Below are 22238 nucleotides of genomic sequence, written 5' to 3'. Positions count from 1 at the left end.
CCCGCGTCACCGGGGGTCGCGTCCGCTCAGGGCCAGCGCGCGGTCGAAGAGGGGGGCGTCGTCCGGTACGGCAACCGGGGCTGCGAAGCCGTCGTACTGGCGGTAGAGGTCGCCGTACCGGTCGACCACCTCCAGGACGAGGCGGGCGGTGCCGTCCGAGACACGGAAGCGCTGGCCGGTGGCGACGGCGACGTCCCAGCCGTGCACCGCCGTCTCCTTGACGATCATCGCGGCGAGTTCCCCGGCGGGCGTCTTCGCCATCCCGAGGTCGATCTCGCCCTCCCACACCGCCGGGTCGTCCCAGGCGGCCACGGCGCGGTCGAGCTGCGCGGCGTACGCCTCGGCCCAGCCGGGCTCCGCGGTGAAGTCGCGCCCGGTCAGCTCGTCGGGGAGCGGCGTGCGCCGGGCGCGGTGCTCCATGCCGTGCGAGGTGTAGAGCACCCAGTGGTTCACCAGGGTGCGCACGTCCCAGCCGGGGCAGCGGCTGGGGCTGCCGAGCCGGTCCGCGGGGACGCCGCGGGCCACCCGGGCGGCCTCGGCGGCGCACTCCACCATCGACGGACGCACGCTGTCGTACGCGCTGTTCGAGCTGTTGGCACTCTTGGTACTGGTCATGCGCTCCACGCTAGGAGCGGTCCGGCCCCTGCTTCTTGAACAAACGCGACAGCACCCGGATTCCTACGGGTTCCGGGCGTCGGCCACGGCCTCGTCCGCGAGCCGGACCAGTTCGCGCACCGGCAGCGAACCCGCCGCCCTGCCCTCCCGCGCGAAGGTGTTGGCGAGCCGCTGGAGCAGGTCGTTCAGCGGCGTCGGTACGCCGTGCAGCCGGCCGAGGAGGGCGATCTCGCCGTTGAGGTAGTCGGCCTCTATGGTGCCGGTGCCGCGGCTGAGGGACTGCCAGGAGGAGCCGCCGCCGCGCTCGGCGCCGTCGAGCGGCGCCAGGGTGATCCGGTCGCCGCGGACGGCGCGCTGTTCCGCCTCGCTCGTGTGGTCGATCCCGGCGGCGGCGAGCACCGCCTCGCCCTCCGCGCGCACCCGCCGGAAGAGCGCCGCGCCCTCGTCGCCGAAGCGGGCGCCGCTGACCGCCTCGATCGCGTTGGCCAGGTTGGTCAGGAGCTTGGCGTACTGCCAGCGCGCCACGTCGGGCACGACCGGCGCCTCGAACCGTGCCTTCTCCAGGTCGGCGGCTATCCGGTGGACCGTCTCGTCGGTGCCGTGCGGGTGGCGGCCGAGGTGCAGGATGCCGGTGAGCGGGGTGCCCGCGGCGGAGACGACGCCCGGTTCGACGAAGGTGGCGGGCAGCCAGACGCAGACGCCGTAGACCCGCCGGAAGCGGCGCAGCGCCATGCGCTGGCCCTCGACCCCGTTCTGCGCGCAGAGCAGCGGCAGCCGCTCCGCCGCCGTGCCGCCGCCCGCCACGGGTGCCGGGCCCCAGGCCGCGAGGGCCGCCTCGCTGTCCTGTGTCTTGACGGCGAGCAGCAGGACGTCGTCCGTCCGCAGCTCGCCGAGGTCCGCCGGGCCCCCGGCCGTGGGCAGCCGGTACGTGTGCGGGCCGTCCGGGGTCAGGAACCGCAGCCCGTCCGCTCTGAGCACGTCGAGGTGCGCGCCCCGCGCGACGAGCACGACCTCGTGTCCCGCTCCGGCCAGCCGTCCGCCGATCGCCGCGCCGACCGCTCCTGCTCCGATGATGATGTAACGCATGCGCGAAGCCTCGCACGAACGCCTGTACGCTGCATCGAATGATCGCGGAAAGTTGGGTGCTGGGCGGCGAACTGCCGGTGCGCCGGCTCGGGTTCGGGACCGCGCAGCTCACCGGGCCCGGCTACTGGGGTCCGCGCGGGGACGCCCGGGACGCGGTGGCCGTGCTGCGGCGGGCCGTGGAGCGCGGGGTCACCCTGATCGACACGGCCGACAACTACGGCCCGTCGATCGCCGAGGAGCTGATCGCCGAGGCCCTGTATCCGTACGCCGACGGCCTGGTGATCGCCACCAAGGGCGGTGTGGTCCGTACCGGCGCCGACGCCTGGCACGTCGACGGGCGGCCCGAGCGGCTGCGCGCGATGTGCGAGGCCAGCCTGCGGCGGCTGCGGCTCGACACCGTCGATCTGTACCAACTGCACCGGCTCGACCCCGGGGTGCCGATGGCGGACCAGCTCGGCGCACTGGACGCGCTGCGCGCGGAGGGCAAGATCCGGCACATCGGTCTGGACACCGTCACGGCCGGCGAACTGCGCGCGGCGCTGGAGCTGACGGACATCGCGTCCGTGCAGAACCGCTACAACCTGCTCGACCGCGCCTGTGAGCCGCTGCTCGCCCTCTGCGCGGCGCGCGGCATCGCGTTCCTGCCGTGGTTCCCGCTGGGCAACGGCGCGCTGACCGCGGACCCGGTGTGCGCCCGCATCGCCGCCGCGCACGGGGCGACGCCGGGCCAGGTCGCCCTGTCCTGGCTGCTGCACCACTCCCCGGCCCTGTGCCCGACACCGGGCACGGGCTCCCGGGACCACCTGGACGAGAACCTGGACGCGGCTTCCGTACGACTCACGGACGACGACCTCGCCCGGCTCGACGCGCCGGCGTGACCTTCCGGGGCGCGACGGCGGGCGGCGGGGTACGCCGGACCGGGGTCAGGCGCCGGTCAGTTCCTCGAGCCTGACGACCGTGTTCCAGTTGCGGGTCGTGGCGAGCAGACCCCGGTGCAGGCGCGGTCTCGACAGGGTCTCGCCCAGCTTGGAGCGGCCGAGGCCGTCGGGGGCGTACAGGTAGAGGACCCGGTCGCCCAGGCGGTAGTCCTCCGGGGCGAAGGCCGCCGGGTCCACCGCCGCGAACCGCTCCGCGTCGACGGGGTGCGAGAAGTACATGGCGTGCAGTTGCTTCGCCTCCAGCTCGGCGGCCGGGAACGGGCAGTTCTCCCGTACCGCGCGCAGATAGGCGTGGTCGCGCACCAGCACGCCGACGGGGAAGCCGAAGTGCCGCTCGACGGCCTCCGCCAGCTCGGCGGCGAGCGTCTCCTCGTCGCCGTGGTCGCTGCTGAAGACGGCGTTGCCGCTCTGGAGGTAGGTGGTCACGTCCCCGTACCCGAGGGACTGCATCAGGGTGCGCAGTTCTGCCATCGGCACCTTCTTGCTGCCGCCCACGTTGATCCCGCGCAGCAGCGCCGCGTACGTCGTCATCCGCACACCTTAAGTCCGCCCCCTCATGGCACGGGCGCCGGGCCGGGGACCCTGATCCAGGGCCCCGAGACGCCCCGATAGGTGTAAGGGGCGTTCATCCTCCCCAGTGCGGAGGGTCCGGGGTCCGCACGGAGGAGCCGGGCGGCCCGCGGTTCACCGGGGAGCACGATGAGACGTCCTTACGCCGCTCATACCTTCATAGGGCGAGGTGGCGGCAGGGGGCCGGCACCGCACACGAGGGGGCAGGCCCGCGATGGGGAACCGAGACACGAGGGTGCGCGGCATAGCCGCCAGGGCGGGCGGCTGGAGCGCCCGGCACCGCTGGGCGGCCGTCGGCATCTGGGTGCTGTTCGTCGTCCTGGCGATGGGGCTCGGCTCGGCCGCGGGCCGTGTCGACGTACAGGACAGTGATCAGCTCAAGGGCGAGACCAGCACGGCCGCGCACATCGTCGAGGACGCCGGGATCGAGGAACCGGCCAGTGAGACCGTCCTCGTGCAGGCGAAGGACGCGGGCACGAAGGCCACGGACGCCGCGTTCCGCGAGGCGGTCGCCGCCGTGATGAAGGCGGTCGACGCGACCGGCGAGGTCACCGACGTCACCTCGCCGTACGACACGCAGACCATCTCCGGGGACGGCCGCAGCGCGCTCGTGCAGTTCGACGTGCGCGGGGACTCCGACACCGCCGGCGAACGCATCGAGCCGGTGCTGAAGGCCGTCGAGGAGGTGCAGAAGGACCACTCAGGGCTGCGGATCGAGGAGATCGGCGGCGCCAGCATGAACAAGACGTTCGACGACGCGTTCGGCGACGACTTCCAGCAGGCCGAGTTGTCCGCGGTCCCGGTCGCGCTCGGCATCCTGCTGATCGCCTTCGGCGCGGTGGTGGCGGCGCTGCTGCCGGTGGCGCTCGCGATCACCGCGATCATGGCGACGATGGGCCTGATGGGCATCATCAGCCACGTCATCCCGATGAGCGACACCGCCAACTCCGTGATGCTCCTGGTCGGTCTGGCCGTCGGCGTCGACTACTGCCTGTTCTACCTGCGCCGCGAGCGCGAGGAGCGCGCGGCCGGGCGGGACGCCCGGACCGCGCTGCGGATCGCCGCCGCCACCAGCGGCCGCGCGATCATCGTCTCCGGGGTCACGGTGTGCGTGGCGATGGCGGGCATGCTGTTCACCGGGCTCGCCGAGTTCGAGGCGATGGGCCTGGCCTCGCTGATGGTCGTGGCGGTCGCCATGGTCGGCTCCGTGACCGTGCTGCCCGCGCTGCTCTCGCTCCTCGGCGAGCGGGTCGAGAAGGGGCGGATCCCGTTCCTGCGCAAGGCCATGGAGCGGCGCGCCGCCCGCACGGGCGGGGAGAGCCGGTTCTGGTCGGCCGTACTGCGCGGGGTGCTCGCCAAGCCGCTGGTCTCCGTCCTCGTCGCGGCGGGCGTCCTGCTGGCGATCGCCGCCCCCGCGGTCGGCATGAAGACCCAGAACCTCACCATCGACCAGGAGTTCGGCGACTCGCTGCCGATCGTGCAGACCTACGACCGGGTCAACGAGGCGTTCCCGGGCGGCACCGAGCCGGCCGAGGTGATCGTCAAGGCCAAGGACATCAACGCCCCCGAGGTGAAGTCCGCGCTCGCCGCGTTCAAGGAGCGGGCGATCAGTTCGGGCGCCTCGCGCGGCCCGGTGGAGATCAAGCTGCACGACGCGCAGAACCTCGCCTACGTGTACGTACCGCTGGTCGGCGGCTCCGACCTGGACAAGGCCGGGGCGAGCCTGGACAAGCTGCGCGACGAGGTGCGGCCCGCGACGCTCGGCAAGGTCGACGGCGTCGAGGCGCCGATCACCGGACAGGTCGCCGGGTCGAAGGACTTCAACGACCAGCTGGCCGGCGCGGTCGTCCCGGTCTTCGCCTTCGTCGTGATCTTCGCCTTCGCGCTGATGCTGCTCTCGTTCCGCTCACTGACGGTCGCGATCACCTCGATCGTGCTCAACCTGCTGTCGGTGGGCGCCGCGTACGGCATCCTCGTCGCCGTCTTCCAGCACGGCTGGGGCGCCTCGCTGGTCGGCGCGGAGGGCGTGGGCGCCATCATCACCTGGCTGCCGCTGTTCCTCTTCGTGATCCTCTTCGGCCTGTCGATGGACTACCACGTCTTCGTGGTCTCCCGGATCCGCGAGGCGCGGCTGCGGGGGCTGGCCACCAAGGACGCCATCCGGCACGGGGTGGTCACCACGGCGGGCGTCGTCACCAGCGCCGCGGTCATCATGGTCGCCGTGTTCGCGATCTTCGGCACGCTGTCCATGCAGTCGATGAAGCAGATGGGCGTGGGCCTCGCGGCGGCCGTCCTCATCGACGCGACGATCATCCGCGGAGTGCTGCTCCCGGCGGTGATGTCCCTGCTCGGCGAGCGCAACTGGTACCTGCCGAAGTGGCTGCACCGGCTGCCCGACCTCACCCACGACGAGTCGCCGGAGGCGGTCTCGGGACCGCCGCAGCAGCCGCCGGCGGTCGAGGGGGAGCCGGTACGGGTCTGACGGCCGCTCGTCGCTCAGGTGGCCGGGGTGCTCGGTGAGCACCCCGGCCACGTCTGCGTGCCGCCTGCCGTCCGGACGTCCGTTCCGGTCAGGCCGCGGTCGTCACGTTCTCGCGGTCGAAGGAGTCGAGGGTGCGGGTGAAGTCGCGCGTCGACAGCAGCAGCTTGTAGACGATGGCGAGTTCGAAGACGAGGAGCAGGGCACCGGACACGGCCGTCACCTCGATCACCGAGTCGAGCAGCGGCCCGACGATGAACACGCCCATCTGGAACTCGATGCCGCTGATCAGGTGCGTACGGATGCGGTGGCGCAGCAGGAACGAGCGCAGGCGCAGGTACGCCGGGAAGCGGTGGCGGAACTCCTGGTGCAGGTCGATGACCTGCTTGCGGGAGGGCGCGGTCGTGGTGGTGTCCGTGTCCGTGGAGGCGGGGTCGTCCGTGGCGGCGGAGGTGTGGGCGGGCGGGGCGTCGTGAGCGAGCTGGGCGGCCGGGGCCGCCGGGAAGCCGTCCGCGGCGGGTGCGGTCAGGTCGCCATGGGTGGCCGGGACGGCGGGGGCGGCCGGGGCGTCGTACGTGGACGGGGCGTCATGGGCGGCCAGATCGTCGTACGTGGCCGGGGTGGCGTCCGTCGTGGCGTAGGCGTCGCCCGCCGCCGCGGCCTTGCTGAGGTCCTGCTCGATGTCCGCCTCGGGGTTGTCGCGCAGCAGGTCCTCCATGAAGGCGACGCCGGCGTTGTTCTCCGCGCGGCGCGCCTCCCGGATGCGGGACTTGATCTGCTTGCGCATGGTGTGCCGGGTCTTGAAGATCTCCAGCGAGTTGATGTAACGCAGCCCGTCCAGGAAGACGACCGCGGCGGCGAGCCAGATGTAGAGGGTCTCGCCGGTGCGGTGGTACTGGCCGGCCATCAGCGCGACCGCGCAGGCCATGACCCGGATCCGGTCGAATATGTAGTCCAGCCAGGCGCCGAACACCGAGCCCTGCCCGGTGAGCCGGGCCACCTTGCCGTCCATGCAGTCGAGGATGAAGCTCAGGTGGTAGACGAGCGCGCCGGCGATCAGCCAGCGCCAGTCCCCCATCGCGAAGCAGCCCGCCGACACCAGCCCGAGCAGGAGCGCGCCCCAGGTGATCTGGTTCGGCGTGATCCGGGTGTATCTCGCCGTGAGCCGCACCAGGGGAGTCGCCACCGGATCGACGAGGATCACCGTCCACCACGCGTCGCGCTTCTTCTGGGTGATGCGGCGGACCTCGGCGAGCGGCGGGATGTCACGGGATGGCATGGGTCAACTTCCTGGCGGACGAATCAAGTTCATCTCACGGTAGGAATCCGTTAAGAGAAGGCACAAGATCCGCCTTGTGCAACCTTTCCCGAGGGGTAACGGTCATACCTGTCGAACGAGTCCGTGGACCCACCAGGAAGCGCCTGCGTTACCCGGCCGTTATCAAGTGATCTGACTGTTATGTGAAGTGCGCCAGCTTTTCACCGTTTCGAGGCAACCGCGGTACGCCGGAACACCTCAGGCGGGACGCCTCCCGGGCAGCTCCGCCTCGATCAGGTCCGCCGCGCGCGGTGTTCCGCCCTCCCGTGCCATCCCCTCCTGGATCTCCTTCAGCCGCCGCGCCACCTCGGGGTCGCCGGCCATCTCGAGCACCGCCGCACGCAGCGTCCGCGCGCTCGCCTCCGCCATCGGTACGTGCCGGGCGACGCCCAGCGCCTGGAGCATGTCCGCGTTGCCGAACTGGTCGACCGCCTGCGGTACGGCGACCATCGGCGTCCCGGTGGCCAGCCCCTCCTGACTGCCGCCCGCGCCGGCGTGCGTGATGAAGACGTCGGCCTGCCGGAGCACGGCGAGCTGCGGCACCCACGAGTGCACCTCCACGTTGTCCGGCACCTCGCCCAGCTCGGCCGGGTCCACGAACTTGCCGATCTGGAGCACGACATGCCAGCCCGGCAGATCGCCGAACGCCTCCACGCAGGCCCGGTAGAAGTCGGGCTGCTTGGTGAAGCTGGACCCCAGCGACACCAACAGCACCTTCTCGGCACCGGCGGGCCGCCGCCAGTCGCCCTGAGCCGCGCGGTCGCCCTGGCAGGCCCCGACGAAGGTGTACCGCTCCTCGTCGACACGGTCGGCGTTCGGCTGGAGCGCCTTCGGGATCAGGACGAGGCAGCGGTCGGGCCGCCCCATGAAGTCCTCGACGCTCAGCTCCATGCCGTTGTCCGCGATCCAGCGGCCGAAGGTCTCGTAGAAGGCGGCGCCGCGCGGCGTCCGCTTCAGCGGTTCGAACATCGGCCGCCCGACCTCCTCCTCGTACCCCTCCCAGGCCACCAGGTTCGGGGAGAGCTGCACGATCGGGACGCCCCAGCGGTGGGCGAGGACCCGCGCCGGGTAGGCCGTGATGTCGTACAGCACGAGGTCCGGTTCGTCGCCCGCGTACGCCGCCGCGAGCTGCGGCTCCGCCTGGAGCGCGTCCGCGAGAAACGGTTCGATGTGGTCGATGAGTTCGGTGCCCCAGGCCTCCGGGTCGTCGTCCGTGGGCAGCGTCGAGTTCCACAGGACCGGCTCGGCCCCGGTCGCGGCCACCTTGTCGGCGAAGGCGGGCGGGATCGCGTAGGTGACCCGGTGCCCCCGGTCCACGAGCTCGCGGACGACGTCGAGGCTCGGGTTCACATGGCCGTGGGCGGCGATGGAGAACATGGCGATATGAGCGCGCTGACTGGTCATGCCCGTGAGGCTAGGCGAGACGATACGTCTCGTGCAACGCGATTACGTCCCACCTGCCCTGCCCGGCCCCCGCTCCGCCGGGCGGGCCCTGCGTCGCCACGTGGGCCCGGCCCGGAATGCGGGCCGGACCGCGTCATCTCTGGTAGCGCGCCAGTACCAGGTTCCCGTCCTTCACCAGCCTGCGTCTCAGCTCGGCCAGGCCGATCGCCCCGCTGTAGTACTCCTGGAAGGCGGGCGTCGCGACCTTGTCCTTCCACTCGGGGTAGCCGCGGACGGACTGGGCGGGGGCCGAACGCAGCCGGGTGGCGAGCGCGGTGCCGGTCGCCCAGTCGTCCTTGGTGGTGTGCAGGGCCGGATCCGCCAGGGCCGCCGTGCCCGTGGGCAGCATCCAGTCGCCGAGCGCGAGACGGACCATGTTGTCCGGTCTGAGCAGGAAGTCGATGAACTCGGCGGCCTCCGTCTTGTGCGGGCTGTCCTCGGCGACGGACAGCGTCTGCGGGCTGACGCCCTGGGTGAGCCCGTCCGCGCCCGCCGGGGCCGGCAACACCTGCCAGTCGAAGCCCTTCGGCGCCTGCTGGGCGAGCTGCTGCCGGTAGGAGAACCCGAGCGGCACCATCGCGTACTTGCCGCCGAAGAACCCGGGCAGCGTGTCGGAGCCGCCCATGCCGAGCGTCGTGCCCGACGCGCTGCCGTCCTCGTTCACCTGGTCGTGCACGGTGCGCGGCACGACCTCGTCGGCGGCGTCGAAGCGGACCTCCACCCGGCCGTCCGCGCCCCGGTGGAACAGCTCGCCGCCGGTGGACAGCGACAGGTTGAGGGTGGCCGACACCGGCTCCTTGAGCGGCCAGGCCACGCCGTACTTCCCGTCACCGCTCAGGCGCTTCGTGACGGTCCGGAACTCCGCCCAGCTCCACGGCCGCTCGGGCGTCGGTATCCGCACGCCCGACTTCTTCAGCCACGTCGTGTTGGCGATCAGCACCCGCGGCTCCTGGAGGAACGGCACGCCGTAGATCCCGTCGCCGTCTCCCTCGCTGAAGGTCGTCGTCTCCCAACTGCGCTGCGGGATGTCCGACTTCAGGCGCCGCGGCAGCAGCTCGGTGAGGTCGGCGAGATAGCCGCCGTAGGCGAAGTCCGCGAGGTCGTCCGAGGCGTCGTGGATGATGTCCGGCGCCTCCCCGCCCTCGAACGCGGTGAGCAGCTGGTCGTGGACGCTGTCCCAGCTTCCCTGGACGTACTCGACCTGGACGTCCGGGTGGCTCGCGTTCCACTCCTGCACCAGCTCCTTGTTGGCGGTGACGGACTCGTCCTGCCAGGCCAGCGACTGGAATCTGAGCCGCACCGGACCGCCGTCGCCACCGTCGCCGCCCGCGCCCGAGCAGCCGGCGAGCAGCAGGCCCACTGCCGCCAGGACCCCGGTCCATCGCGTCCGCCGCGTCCCCCGCGACCGTCGCGTGCGTCGCGTCCGTCGGTTCCGCATCAGCTCTTCACCGCCCCGGCGAGCATGCCGCCCGTGATCCGCTTCTGGATGACCGCGAAGACGACGAGGGAGGGCAGCGTCGCGAGGAACGCCGCCGCGGCCAGCGGTCCCAGGTCCGCGACGCCCTCCGCCCCGATGAAGTGCGTCAGGACGACCGGCAGGGTCTGTTTCTCCGGCGTCTTGAGCAGCACGAGCGCGAAGAAGAACTCGTTCCACGCGGTGATGAAGGCGAACAGCGCCGTCGCCACGATGCCCGGCGCCAGCAGCGGCGCGGTGACCGAGAACAGGACGCGCGCCCGCCCGGCCCCGTCCACCGCCGCGGCCTCCTCCAGCTCGGCCGGCACGGCCCGTACGTACCCGACCAGCATCCACAGGGCGAACGGCAGCGCCCACACCACGTAGACCATGACCAGTCCCGGCACCGAGTTGATCAGCCGCAGGTTCTTCAGGACCAGGAACAGCGGGATGATCAGCAGCACGAAGGGGAACGCCTGGCTGACCACGACCCACCCGGTGGCCGCTCTCGCGAGCAGCGTGCGGCGCCGGGCCATCACGTAGGCCATGGGGGTCGCGACGACGACGGCGATGACGGCCGCGCCGACCGCGGCGAGCAGCGAGTTGAGCGCGGCGTGCAGCAGCGGCTGCTCGTCGAACGCCTGCCGGAAGTTGTCCAGCGTGGGGTTCTTCGGGATCCAGGTGGGGTGCAGGTCGGCCAGCTCGCGCGGCGGCTTGAAGGCGGTGGAGATCAGCCAGAGGAACGGGAAGGCGAGGAAGACGAGGTAGGCAAGGAGCGCGAGGTACTGCCCGGCCCGCGCCTTGCGGTTGGTACGGATGCCCGTACCGGAGCCGGTGCGGGCGCCGCGTCCACCGGTGCGTGCTTGTGTTCGTGCTCGTGCCGTCATCGGTCGCCGTCTCCCCTCAGCCGCCCCACCAGGTGCACGGCGAGCAGCACCGAGATCACCGCGACCATCACGCATCCCATCGCCGCCGCGTAGCCGAACTGCCCGTACCGGAACGCCTCCTCGTACGCGAACAGCATCGGCAGCCGGGTCCGTCCGCCGGGGCCGCCGTTGGTGAGCACGTAGACCAGGGCGAAGGAGTTGAAGTTCCAGATGAGGTTGAGCGCCGTGATGGCCGCGGCGACCGGTCTGAGGGCGGGCCAGGTGACGGTGCGGAAACGGCGCCAGGCGCCCGCGCCGTCCATGGCGGCCGCCTCGTGCAGCTCGCGCGGGGTGTTCTGGAGTCCCGCGAGGAGGGCGACCGTGGTCTGCGGCAGGCCCGCCCAGACGCCGACGACGATCACCGCGGGCAGCGCCGTGGCCAGTCCGCTCAGCCAGTCCCGGCCGTCGCCGAGGCCCAGGTCGCGCAGCGTCTCGTTGAGGATGCCCGCGTCCGGGTTGTAGACGAGCCGCCACATGATGCCCACCACGACCTCGGGCATCGCCCAGGGGATGATCGCAAGGGCGCGCGCCAGCCAGCGCAGTCTCAGCTCCTGGTTCAGCAGCAGGGCGAGGCCGAGCGCGAGCAGGAACTGCGGCACGGTCACGCCGACCGCCCACAGCAGGCCGATCCGGAACGAGTCCCAGAAGAGCGTGTCGTGCAGCAGGTCCTGGAAGTTCAGCGTGCCGATCCACTGCGTCGCCCGGGTCCGGCCCGACTGGGCATCGGTGAAGGCCAGCGCGATCCCGTAGAGCAGCGGTCCCACGCTGAGCACCAGGATCGGGATGAGCGCGGGCAGCACCAGGAACCAGGCGCCGTGGTCGGCGGGGCGGGTGTCCCCGGTCCGCCCGCGGGCGCTCTTCGTGGACCGCCTCGTCGCGGTCGCCAGTGTCACGGTTGCGGCTCCTTCGGGCGGCTCGGGGCGGTCCGGGCCCTGGTCGGCACCGTGACGACCAGGCCGGACGCCCGGACGGCTCCCGTCATGTTCCTGACCAACGGAGGGGACGTCAAGGCGGTGCGCACACCCTCATGAGGCGTCCCACCAGTGCGAATGCGACACTGACGGTGCCTGGTGCACCGGGTGGACGAGGACACGGAGGCGAACGGACGATGGACGAGGCACGGGCGCGGGAGGTCCTGGCCGCGGCGGGCGTGCTGCCCGGGGCGCCGGAGGAAGCGCGGCTGCTCTCCCTGGGCGAGAACGCGGTGTTCACCGCCGGTGACCTGGTGGTCAAGGTCGGGCGGGACGCCGAACTCCTGGACCGCGCGCGCCGTGAACTGGACATCGCGGGCTGGCTCGCCGGGGCGGGCGTCCCCGCCGTGCGGGCCGCCGAGCCCGAGCCGCTGCTCGTCGACGGCTGTCCGGTGACCCTCTGGCACCGGCTGCCCGACCCGGTGCGCCCCGCCGAGCCGCGCGACCTGGCCGAGCTGCTGCGTGTGGTGCATGCGCTGCCCTCCCCTCCGTTCACCCTGCCGCCCCGCGAACTGCTGGGCGGTGTGGAGCGCTGGCTGCGTCTCGCGGGCGACGCGATCGATCCCGCGGACGCGGCGTATCTGCGGCAGCGCCGGGACGGCTTCGCCGCCGCCGCTGCCGCGCTCGTCCCCGCGCTGCCGCCGGGCCCGATCCACGGCGACGCGCTGCCCCGCAACGTCCATGTCGGACCCGACGGTCCCGTCCTGGTCGACCTGGAGACCTTCTCCGCCGACCTGCGCGAGCACGACCTGGTGGTGATGGCCCTGTCCCGCGACCGCTACGGGCTGCCCGCCGAGGCGTACGACTCCTTCACCCGGACCTACGGCTGGGACGTGCGGGAGTGGGCGGGCTGCGAGGTGCTGCGCGGGGCCCGGGAGACGGCCAGCTGCGCCTGGGTCGCCCAGCACGCACCGGCCGGCCCCAAGGCCCTGGCCGAGTTCGAACGGCGCGTGGCGTCCCTGCGCGACGGGGACGCGACGGTCCGCTGGTACCCGTTCTGAGGACGCGGCCCCGGTACCGGCCCGTGCCCCGCCGGTCAGGCCGTCAGACCAGGTCGTCCGCCAGGTCCCGCAGGGGCCACGCCCCGTCCACCACGGCGGCCGGGTCCTTGCGCCGCAGGAAGTTCTGGAAGTCCGCCGCCCACTCGGCGTACCACTCGATCTGGCGGCGGTGCAGCTCCGCCGGGCCGAGGGTCGCGACCTTCGGGTGGCGGCCGGCTATCGCGCCGGCCAGCCGGGCCGCGGCGAGCGCGTCGGCCGTCGCGTCGTGCGCCGTGCCGAGCGCGATCCCGTACTCCGTGCAGACCGCTTCCAGGTTGCGCTTGCCGCGGCGGTAGCGGTCCACCGAGCGGTCGATGGTGTAGGGGTCGATGACCGGGGCGGGGTCCGTCCCGCCGAGGCGCTCGCGCAGCGACGGCAGTCCGTACCGCCGCAGTTCGGCGGAGAGCAGCGTGAGGTCGAAGGCCGCGTTGTACGCCACGACCGGGACGCCCGCCTGCCAGTACCCCACGAGGACCGTGGCGATGGCGTCGGCGACCTGGTCGGCCGGGCGGCCCTCGGCCGCCGCCCGCTCATTGCTGATGCCGTGCACGGCGACGGCGTCGGCGGGGATCTCCACGCCCGGGTCGGCCAGCCACTCGCGGCGTCCGACCGGCTCTTGGCCCCTGACCTCTATCACCGCTCCGGTGACGATGCGCGCCTCGCGCGGATCCGTCCCGGTCGTCTCCAGGTCGAAGCCGATCAGCAGCTCCCGGTGCCAGCCCATGGGCGGCCCCCCTTCTTCATGGTGCTTTCCCCCAGTGGTCCCCACCATCGCACGGGCCACTGACAATGCCCGGAGCGCGGTCCCGCGACGGCCGCACCGCCCGGCCCTGCGGCCCGCGGAACAGCCCTCCCGGCCGCCCGCCGCACCACCCGCCGCGTCGCCTTCAGGACACGGGCCGCGAGTCCACCCACGCGGCCTCGAACTCCTCGCGGTACGTGGGGAAAAGACCTTCTTCGCCGGAATCGTCCGCTTTGAGTATCCGGCCGCCGCCGCGCAGCACGAGCACGGGCGCCTCCATGCCCCGGGTCCGCCGCAGATACGACTGCACGACGGCGATGCCGTCCGAGCCGTCGCCGTCGACGAGGTAGGCGGTGAAGCGCGGCGTCTCGTCGAAGACCTGGATCTCGAAGGCGCCGGGGTCCCGCAGCTTCGAGCGGACCCGGCGCATGTGCAGGATGTTCGTCTCGACCGAGCGGCTCAGCTCGCCGCGCTTGATGCCGAGTTCCCGCTCGCGCCGCTTCACCGCGCTGGAGGCCGGGTTGAGGAACAGCAGCCGCACCCGGCAGCCCGTCTCGGCGAGCCGCACGAGGCGCCGCCCCGAGAAGTTCTGCACCAGCAGGTTCAACCCGATGCCGATGGCGTCGAGCCGGCGGGCCCCGCCGAACAGGTCCTCCGCGGGGAACTGCCGCAGCAGCCGCACCCGGTCGGAGTGGACCCCGACCACGTCCGCGTACCGGTCGCCGACCAGGTCCTCGACCGCGTCGACGGGCAGCCGGCGCGCGGAGGGCACGTCGCTGCCCGCGCCGAGGATCTCCAGGAGCCGGGCGGCGGCGCGCTCGGCCTGGGCGAGCACGGTCTCCGACAGGGCCCGGTTGCGGGAGACCACGTTGCGGGTGACCTCCAGCTCGTCCAGGGCCAGCTCGACGTCGCGGCGCTCGTCGAAGTAGGGCTCGAAGCACGGCCAGTGCTGCACCATCAGCTCGCGGAGCTGCGGCAGCGTCAGGAAGCTGAGCACGTTGTCGTCGGCGGGGTCGAGCAGATAGCCCTTGCGGCGGCTCACCTCGCGCACGGCGACCGCCCGCTGCACCCACTCCTGCCCGGCGGGTCCGGCCGCGGCGACCACCCAGTCGTCGCCGTGGACCGGTTCGTAGATCGGGCGCAGGACGGCGGCGACGACCGCGCGCAGCCGCTGCTCGACCAGGTTCAGCCAGATGTAGGCGCGGCCGGCCCGCTGGGCGCGGGTGCGCACCTCGTGCCAGGCGTCGGCGCCCCAGTCCAGTTCGGGGCCGATGGAACCCATCTCCATCGGCCGCGCCAGGGACACCGCCCCGGGTGGGACATCTGTGGAGGTCCCCTCGTGACTCTCGTCACCAGGAGGCAACTCCAGCCCTCCCGAGCCCACCCGCGCACCGCCTTCCGCTCCCCCGAGCACTCCCCTAGCCAACGATCAAGGAAGGGTACTCCGGGAGCGGCGGGCGGTGCAGCCGGATGGACAGGTCGTTTCTCAACTACCTTATTGCTGTTGGCCGTTCTGGTCGGCGAGCTCGGCGGGAGTGAGCGGATTCATAGCGGTGACGTCGCGCGGGGCGATGGAGAAGCCCTGCCAGTGGACCGGCATGGGCTGCTGGTCCTCGTCCCGGGCTATGTGGTGGAAGCCGACGTTCATCCACACGACGGGGTGTGTGAGGGTCTGCCCGTTGACCCACTTGTCGACGGACTTACCGGCTCCGGTACCGCAGTTGCGCAGGTTGTCACTGGCGAACTGCTCGCACTTCTTGTACTCGGTGAAGTAGATGTCGTGCTTGGTGTAGGAGCGGCCGAGGTACTTGGTGGTGGCCCCGGGCACGATCTCGTACGAGCGCGGGTGGTTGTCCTTGTTCTTGCCGGTGTTGCTGACGACGCGCCACCAGCGCGAGTTCTTGGCGTCGCCCGCGAGCTCCTTGGTGACCTTGGTGCGGGTGGTCTTGTTGGTCGGGCCCTCGTTGCCGCTCGCGGGCGCGCTCACCTTCGAGTCGTACTGCTCGACGCGGCTCTTGGGGGAGCCGTCCAGACCGAAGTTGAGCCGCCAGAAGACGTTGTGGCTGTGGCTGGTGGCGTACGAGGTGGCGTTCTTGCCGAGGGGCCAGCCGCGGCCGTCACCGGCGTCGTAGTCGCCGGGCGACAGGCTGCCGGTGGCGCCCACGTTCATGTTGACGGTGCCGTCGTCCTGGAAGCGCCACTCGGTGATGTACTCGTACCAGCCGGTCTGGTTCACGGTGTAGACGAGCAGGTCCTTGCCCTGGCTCTGCCAGACCTTGCTGGCGCTGTCGCCCTGCATGCGGTAGGCGTGACCGCGGGTCCTGGTGGTCGTGCACAACCCCTTGACCTGGTCGTTCTCCGGGTCCCAGGCGTCGGGCACCTTGACGGTCCTGATCGTGCCGCCGGGGCATTCCCCGGGGACCATGTTCATCAGGCCCTGGCCGAAGCCGGCGCCCGTGAGGTCGCTGTACTCGGCCCCGCCGTCGTCGTAGGGGACGTGGATCTGGGCGAGCTTGGCGCTGGTGAGGATCTTGATCGGCTGGGCCTCGCCCTTGGGCTGGTAGGAGATGTTCTCCAGGACGAGCCCCGCCTCGCTCTCGTAGTGCCAGCACATCCGCCAGGTGGTGCCGCCCGACAGTTTCTGTTCGATCTTGTACGCCGCGCTGCACTCGGCGGCCGCCGCGGCGGCCTTCGGCTGGGCGGCCGCGGGATGCGCGGCCGTGGTCAGGCCGGCGGCGAGCACGGCCACGGACAGGCCCACCGCCGCCCGGGTGCGGGCACGGCTGTTTCTGTTGACGCGCATGGAGAGGTGACTCCCTCGCAGAAGAGCACGAAAAAAGACGGAAGAAGGAAGGCGGAAGAAGCCCGGAAAGGAACGCGGACGGGCGCGCACGCAGAGGCGCGCGGCCGGGTTCAGCCGAGCTTGCCGACCTTGCGGGCGCTCAGGTCGACGATCAGGCTGCGGGCGTCGATCCAGGGCCCGTTCTCGACCTTCGGGAACAGCCGCACACAGCGGTGCTCCCCGCAGGCGTCCAGGACGGCGGGCTGCGCGCCCGGGGCCGCCCGGTAGACCATGCTCTGGAGCAAGAGCTGCCCCGGGGCGGTCAGTTCCTTGCCGGTGGCGTCCTTGTAGTCGGCCTTCAGACCGGCGCCGAGCGGGTCGGCGATCAGCAGCCGGGCGGCCTCGGTCATCTCGTCCCGGCTGATGGGCGGCTGCACACCGTGCTGGGTGCCGGTCTGCTCGACCTTCCCGGTGTCGAGGTTGACGGTCCTCGTGACGAGCGTGTCGTTCTTGTAGTCGTAGAACCGGGCCTCCGCGCGGCGCGGCGCGGACGGGTCGGCCAGTTCGTCCGTCTCGGGCTCGGCGAGGTCGACGCCGACGCGCTCGGGGCCGCGGTCGCCCTCGACGTCCTCGCCGGTGGAGAGCAGCCGCTGGTTGAGCGCGACCTGTTCGGCGCGCTTCAGCTCGTCGTCGGTCAGCGGGTCGCGTCCGGTGCCCTTGTCCCCCTCGGCCGGTGCCTGCTCGACGACACCCGGCTGTACCGCCCCCTGTTCCTGTCCCGCGGCCCCCGCGGCCCCCTGGGCGGAGCTGCCGCCTCCCGTACCGCCGGCCGACTCCCCGGCCCCCGCCGAGCCCGGCAGCGTGACGGCGACCATGGCCGCCGTCCCCGCCACCGCAATGGCCGCACCGGCCACCACCTTGCCCAGATGGCGGTGCACTGTCTTGCGCACATTTTCCCCCTCGCCCCCTGTGGTCAGCAGGAGTCTCTTGGGCCCCACGAAATGGGCATGTTTGCTCTGCCCTGGTCACCCGGTAAGAGGGGCGTAAGTCCTAGGAGGTTCCATCACTTTCGGGGAGACTCGGATCCGAGTCGCCCCCACGGGCACAGCACTACTGGGAGAGTCGTATCCATGCAGGTCTGGCCTGGAGAGGCGTATCCACTCGGCGCGACGTACGACGGCGCCGGAACCAATTTCGCGGTCTTCTCGGAGGCCGCCGACCGGATCGAGCTGTGTCTGCTGCACGACGACGGCTCGGAGACAGCGGTGGAGCTGCGCGAGACCGACGCGTTCGTACGGCACGCCTACCTGCCGGGAGTCATGCCGGGACAACGCTACGGGTTCCGCGTGCACGGCCCGTACGCGCCGGGGCGCGGCTTGCGCTGCAACTCCGCGAAGCTGCTCCTCGACCCGTACGCGAAGGCGATCAGCGGCGAGATCAAGTGGGGCGAGGAGGTCTACGGCTACCACTTCGGGGCGCCCGACAAGCGCAACGACCTGGACTCGGCACCGCACACCATGGCGTCGGTCGTGGTCAACCCGTACTTCGACTGGGGCGACGACCGGCGCCCCCGCATCGAGTACCACCACACGGTGCTCTACGAGGCCCATGTCAAGGGCCTGACCATGAAGCACCCGGAGCTGCCCGACGAGCTGCGCGGCACCTACGCGGCGCTCGCCCACCCGGCGATCATCGAACATCTGACCGCACTCGGTGTCACCACTCTCGAGCTGATGCCGGTTCACCAGTTCGTGAACGACCACCGGCTGGTCGACATGGGCCTCAACAACTACTGGGGCTACAACACCATCGGCTTCTTCGCCCCGCACAACGCGTACGCGTCCTGGGGCGACCGGGGGCAGCAGGTCCTGGAGTTCAAGTCCGCCGTCCGGGCGCTGCACGAGGCCGGTATCGAGGTCATCCTGGACGTCGTCTACAACCACACCGCCGAGGGCAACCACCTGGGGCCCACCCTGTCCTTCAAGGGCCTCGACAACCCCTCGTACTACCGGCTGACCGACGACCCGACCTACTACATGGACACCACGGGGACGGGCAATTCGCTGCTCATGCGCTCCCCGCACGTACTGCAACTGATCATGGACTCACTGCGCTACTGGGTGACCGAGATGCACGTCGACGGCTTCCGCTTCGACCTCGCGGCGACGCTGGCCCGGCAGTTCCACGAGGTGGACCGGCTGTCCTCGTTCTTCGACCTGGTGCAGCAGGACCCGGTGGTCTCCCAGGTGAAGCTGATCGCCGAGCCCTGGGACGTCGGCGAGGGCGGCTACCAGGTGGGCAACTTCCCGCCGATGTGGACCGAGTGGAACGGCAAGTACCGGGACACCGTGCGGGACATGTGGCGGGGCGAGCCGCGCACGCTCGCGGAGTTCGCCTCCCGGCTGACGGGCTCGTCCGACCTCTACCAGGACGACGGCCGCCGCCCGCTGGCCTCGATCAACTTCGTCACCTGCCACGACGGCTTCACCCTGCACGACCTCGTCTCGTACAACGAGAAGCACAACGACGCCAACGGCGAGGACAACCGCGACGGCGAGAGCCACAACCGCTCGTGGAACTGCGGCGCCGAGGGCGAGACCGACGACCCGGGGGTGCTGGCACTGCGGGGGCGTCAGATGCGCAACTTCTTAGCGACGCTGATGCTCTCCCAGGGTGTGCCGATGCTCAGCCACGGCGACGAGTTCGCCCGCACCCAGCGCGGCAACAACAACGGCTACTGCCAGGACGGCGATCTGTCCTGGGTGCCGTGGCCGGAGGACGGCAGCGAGCTGCTCGAGTTCACGCGCGCGATGGTGTGGCTGCGCCGCGACCACCCCGTCTTCCGGCGCCGCCGCTTCTTCCACGGGCGGCCGGTGGAGGGCACGCACGACGACCTGTCCGACATCGCCTGGTTCACGCCCGCGGGCAAGGAGATGACCCAGCGCGACTGGGACTCCGCGCACGCCCGCGCGCTGACCGTGTTCCTCAACGGGAACGCGATCTCCGAACCGGGGCCGCGCGGGGAGCGGATCTCCGACGACTCGTTCCTGCTGATGTTCAACGCCTCCCCCAAGACCCTGGACTTCGTCGTCCCGGTCGACCACGGGCGGCAGTGGCAGGTGATCGTCGACACCGCGCGCTCCGAGGGGGTGCCGGCGCACACGGGTCCCAAGGTGAAGGCCGGGGACCGGCTGTCCCTGATCGACCGGAGCATGACGGTGCTCCAGCGGCCCGCCTAGAGAGGTGTGCCGTGCGGCCACGCGCGCGTGGAGGGCGTCTCGCGGGAGACGCCCTCCAGGGGGTGCCTTTCCCGGATGCTTCCCGGGGGCGTGCGGCGCGGCGCGAATCGGCCGACCGCGCGCGTGCGTACGCGTGAGCGGGTGACAGGAAAGCCGGCCGGGCGGGTACGTAGGTCTTCATGACCCCTGAGCGCCCTGACCCGGTGGCAGTCCCCACGGCCACGTACCGGTTGCAGCTCCAGCCGGAGTTCCCCTTCGCCGCCGCCGAGGCGGCCGTGCCGTACCTCGCCTCGCTCGGCGTCTCGCACCTGCACCTCTCCCCCGTCCTGGAGGCCGTCCCCGGCTCCCTCCACGGCTACGACGTGGTGGACCACGCGCGCGTGCGCGAGGAACTGGGCGGCGAGGCGGGCCTGCGCTCACTGGCCCGCGCCGCCCGGGAGCACGGCCTCGGCCTGGTGGCCGACATCGTGCCGAACCACATGGCCATGGCGCCCCGCCACAACCGGGCCCTGTGGGAGGTGCTGCGCGAGGGCCCCGATTCGCCGTACGCGCGCTGGTTCGACATCGACTGGCGGGCCCAGGACGGCCGGCTGCTGCTGCCCGTGCTCGGCGGGCCCCTCGGCACGGAACTCGGCCGCCTTGAGGCCGACGGCGACGTCCTGCGCTATTACGACCACGCCTTCCCGCTGCGCGAGGGCACCGGGAAGCTGCCGCTGCCGGAGCTGCTCGACGCCCAGTGGTACCGCCTCGGCTGGTGGCGGCTGGCCCGCACCGAGCTGAACTACCGCCGGTTCTTCAGCATTTCCGAGCTCATCGGGGTACGGGTGGAGGACCCGGAGGTGTTCGACGCCACCCACCGGACGATCCTGCGCCTGCTCCACGAGGGCGTCCTCGACGGGCTGCGCGTCGACCACCCCGACGGCCTCGCCGACCCCGACGCGTATCTGCGCCGGCTGCACGAGGCCACCGGCGGACGCTGGACGGTGGTCGAGAAGATCCTCGCGGACGGCGAACCGCTGCCCGCGGCCTGGCCCGTCGCCGGAACCACCGGGTACGACGCGCTGCGACAGCTCGACGGCGTCTTCGTGGACCCGGCGGGCGCGGGCGAGCTGCTCGGCCAGTTCCGGCGGTTCGCGGGGCCGCAGGGCGACCGGGGCGGCCACTGGGAGTCCACGGTCCGCCGGGCCGCGTACAAGGTCCTCACGCATGAGCTGGCCGCCGAGGTCGACCGGCTCACGCGCGCGGCGGACCGGGTGTGCGCGGCCGCCCCGGACCCCGCGCTGCGCGACCGCGCCCCTTGGGCCCTGCGCACGGCGCTGCGGGAGCTGCTGGTGCGCATGGAGGTCTACCGGCCGTACACGTCGACCGACGCCTCCCTGGTCGTCACCGGGGAGGCCGCCGCCGAGGCCCGCCAGGTGTTCACGGTGCCCGAGGAGGCCGCCGCCGTGGACGCCGTACGCGATCTTCTGCTCGGGCGGGCCGACGGGCCGGGCGCCGGGGAGTTCCGGGCCCGGTTCGCGCAGACCGCGTCGGCGCTGCGGGCCAAGTCCGTGGAGGACACGGCGTTCTACCGCTACGTGCCGCTTCTGTCGGCCAACGAGGTGGGCGGCGACCCGGGGCGCCCCGCGGTGTCCCCTGAGGACTTCCACGCGTACTGCGCGCGCGTGCAGCGCGACTGGCCCGCCACGGGGACCGTGCTGTCGACGCACGACACCAAGCGCAGCGGCGACGTGCGCGCGGCCCTGGCCGTGCTCACGGAGTGCCCCCGCCGGTGGGGCGACGTGCTCGCCGAGGTGACCCGGGTCGGCCCCGGCGTCCCGGACCCGCTGCTGGCCTGGGCCGCCTGGCAGACCGCCTTCGGCCTCGGCCCGGCCGCCGGGGACACCGGAGACTCCGGGGACGCCGGAGACGCCGGAGACGCCGAGGACAGCGGAGAAGCCGGGGACATCGGAGATGTCGAGGGCGTCGGGGAACGGCTCGGCGGAGCGCTGTTGAAGCACGTGCGCGAGGCCGGGCTGCACACCTCCTGGACCGAGCAGGATCCCGCGTACGAGGATGCCGTGGCCGCGTTCGTCCGGGAGGGGCCGGGCGGCGCCCCTGGCCGGCTGATCGGCGACCTGCGCGACGACCTCGCGCCCCAGGTACGGGCGAACATGCTGGGCGCCGCCCTGCTCCAGCTCACGATGCCGGGCGTGCCGGACCTCTACCAGGGCACCGAGGGCGAGTACCGCGCCCTGGTCGATCCGGACAACCGGCGCCCGTTCGCGCCGCGGCGCGCGCCCTCCGAGAAGTCGTCGCTCACCGGAGCCGCCCTGAAGCTGCGCCGGCGGCGCCCGGACGTCTTCGGCGACAGGTCGGCGTACACGCCGCTGACGGCCGAGGGTCCGGCGGCGGCGCACCTGTTGGCCTTCGCCAGGGCCGGTGAGGTGGTCACGGCGGTCACACGGCTGTCGCTGCGCCTCGCCGAACAGGGCGGCTGGCAGGACACCCGGCTGGAACTGCCCCCGGGGCGGTGGTCCGATGTGCTCGCCCCGGAGCGGGAGTTCACCGGGCACGCGCGCGTGGCGGAGCTTTTCGGACCGCTCCCGGTGGTGCTGCTGGAACGGACCGGCGAGGCCGACGGGAACTGAGGCGAG

General features: G+C 72.0%; 16 protein-coding genes and 1 pseudogene. 5 read left to right on the top strand and 12 right to left on the bottom strand.

From position 1 onward, the window contains the following. Positions 1–6 precede the first annotated feature (6 nt). Both ACFV6E_RS11310 and ACFV6E_RS11305 read right to left on the bottom strand, forming a co-directional pair. The gene (locus ACFV6E_RS11310) at positions 7–615 is read right to left on the bottom strand and encodes a TIGR03086 family metal-binding protein (protein WP_385161578.1); all 609 of its coding nucleotides are present in this window, start codon (positions 613–615) and stop codon (positions 7–9) included. 63 nt (positions 616–678) lie between these two features. Further along, complete coding sequence (locus ACFV6E_RS11305) at positions 679–1701, bottom strand: ketopantoate reductase family protein (RefSeq protein ID WP_385460689.1); 1023 nt, start codon at positions 1699–1701, stop codon at positions 679–681. Positions 1702–1739: 38 nt separating this feature from the next. Here ACFV6E_RS11305 and ACFV6E_RS11300 point away from each other — a divergent pair, with 38 nt between their 5' ends. Beyond that, positions 1740–2579 carry an aldo/keto reductase gene (locus ACFV6E_RS11300; protein WP_385161574.1) on the top strand — a complete coding sequence of 280 codons (840 nt, stop codon included), beginning with the start codon at positions 1740–1742 and terminating at the stop codon, positions 2577–2579. A 45-nt stretch (positions 2580–2624) separates the two neighbouring features. On the opposite strand, the gene ACFV6E_RS11295 is transcribed toward ACFV6E_RS11300, so the two are convergent. Next, complete coding sequence (locus ACFV6E_RS11295) at positions 2625–3170, bottom strand: DUF1697 domain-containing protein (protein WP_385460686.1); 546 nt, start codon at positions 3168–3170, stop codon at positions 2625–2627. A 253-nt stretch (positions 3171–3423) separates the two neighbouring features. Here ACFV6E_RS11295 and ACFV6E_RS11290 point away from each other — a divergent pair, with 253 nt between their 5' ends. Further along, complete coding sequence (locus ACFV6E_RS11290) at positions 3424–5691, top strand: MMPL family transporter (protein WP_385460683.1); 2268 nt, start codon at positions 3424–3426, stop codon at positions 5689–5691. An 88-nt stretch (positions 5692–5779) separates the two neighbouring features. Here the strand turns inward: ACFV6E_RS11290 and ACFV6E_RS11285 are convergent, their stop codons facing one another. The 5 genes and pseudogenes from ACFV6E_RS11285 to ACFV6E_RS11265 form a co-directional block, all read right to left on the bottom strand. Then, a complete protein-coding gene (locus ACFV6E_RS11285) occupies positions 5780–6967 on the bottom strand; it encodes a CDP-alcohol phosphatidyltransferase family protein (RefSeq protein WP_385161568.1) in 1188 nt (395 codons plus the stop codon). Positions 6968–7204: 237 nt separating this feature from the next. Further along, positions 7205–8453, bottom strand: a pseudogene (gene mgt, locus ACFV6E_RS11280) (macrolide-inactivating glycosyltransferase). Positions 8454–8543: 90 nt separating this feature from the next. Beyond that, positions 8544–9887: an ABC transporter substrate-binding protein gene (locus ACFV6E_RS11275; RefSeq protein ID WP_385460680.1), complete on the bottom strand. Its 1344-nt coding sequence runs from the start codon at positions 9885–9887 to the stop codon at positions 8544–8546. Then, a complete protein-coding gene (locus tag ACFV6E_RS11270) occupies positions 9887–10720 on the bottom strand; it encodes a carbohydrate ABC transporter permease (protein ID WP_385161588.1) in 834 nt (277 codons plus the stop codon). Before ACFV6E_RS11270 ends, ACFV6E_RS11275 begins: the two co-directional genes overlap by 1 nt. Before the next feature lie 65 nt (positions 10721–10785). After that, positions 10786–11721 (bottom strand): carbohydrate ABC transporter permease, encoded by a 936-nt coding sequence (locus ACFV6E_RS11265; protein ID WP_385161564.1) that lies wholly within the window; start codon positions 11719–11721, stop codon positions 10786–10788. A gap of 215 nt (positions 11722–11936) precedes the next feature. Here ACFV6E_RS11265 and ACFV6E_RS11260 point away from each other — a divergent pair, with 215 nt between their 5' ends. Further along, positions 11937–12800 carry a phosphotransferase enzyme family protein gene (locus ACFV6E_RS11260; protein ID WP_385161562.1) on the top strand — a complete coding sequence of 288 codons (864 nt, stop codon included), beginning with the start codon at positions 11937–11939 and terminating at the stop codon, positions 12798–12800. 43 nt (positions 12801–12843) lie between these two features. Here the strand turns inward: ACFV6E_RS11260 and ACFV6E_RS11255 are convergent, their stop codons facing one another. From ACFV6E_RS11255 to ACFV6E_RS11240, 4 genes are all read right to left on the bottom strand, one after another. Further along, positions 12844–13563 carry a 3'-5' exonuclease gene (locus tag ACFV6E_RS11255; protein WP_385161560.1) on the bottom strand — a complete coding sequence of 240 codons (720 nt, stop codon included), beginning with the start codon at positions 13561–13563 and terminating at the stop codon, positions 12844–12846. A 163-nt stretch (positions 13564–13726) separates the two neighbouring features. Further along, positions 13727–14965, bottom strand: a complete 1239-nt coding sequence (locus ACFV6E_RS11250; RefSeq protein ID WP_385161558.1) for an SAV2148 family HEPN domain-containing protein — start codon at positions 14963–14965, stop codon at positions 13727–13729. Positions 14966–15076: 111 nt separating this feature from the next. Beyond that, the gene (locus tag ACFV6E_RS11245) at positions 15077–16384 is read right to left on the bottom strand and encodes a copper amine oxidase (protein ID WP_385161556.1); all 1308 of its coding nucleotides are present in this window, start codon (positions 16382–16384) and stop codon (positions 15077–15079) included. A gap of 110 nt (positions 16385–16494) precedes the next feature. Continuing rightward, complete coding sequence (locus tag ACFV6E_RS11240; protein ID WP_385460677.1) at positions 16495–17313, bottom strand: Tat pathway signal sequence domain protein; 819 nt, start codon at positions 17311–17313, stop codon at positions 16495–16497. A gap of 180 nt (positions 17314–17493) precedes the next feature. Here ACFV6E_RS11240 and glgX point away from each other — a divergent pair, with 180 nt between their 5' ends. Both glgX and treY read left to right on the top strand, forming a co-directional pair. Next, positions 17494–19602: a glycogen debranching protein GlgX gene (gene glgX / locus ACFV6E_RS11235; RefSeq protein WP_385161552.1), complete on the top strand. Its 2109-nt coding sequence runs from the start codon at positions 17494–17496 to the stop codon at positions 19600–19602. A 179-nt stretch (positions 19603–19781) separates the two neighbouring features. After that, positions 19782–22232: a malto-oligosyltrehalose synthase gene (gene treY / locus ACFV6E_RS11230; RefSeq protein WP_385460674.1), complete on the top strand. Its 2451-nt coding sequence runs from the start codon at positions 19782–19784 to the stop codon at positions 22230–22232. Positions 22233–22238: the final 6 nt, after the last annotated feature.

Origin of the sequence: Streptomyces sp. NPDC059785 (assembly GCF_042732375.1) — a bacterium.
Classification (GTDB): domain Bacteria; phylum Actinomycetota; class Actinomycetes; order Streptomycetales; family Streptomycetaceae; genus Streptomyces.
This window is presented reverse-complemented; position numbering and strand designations above follow the sequence as displayed.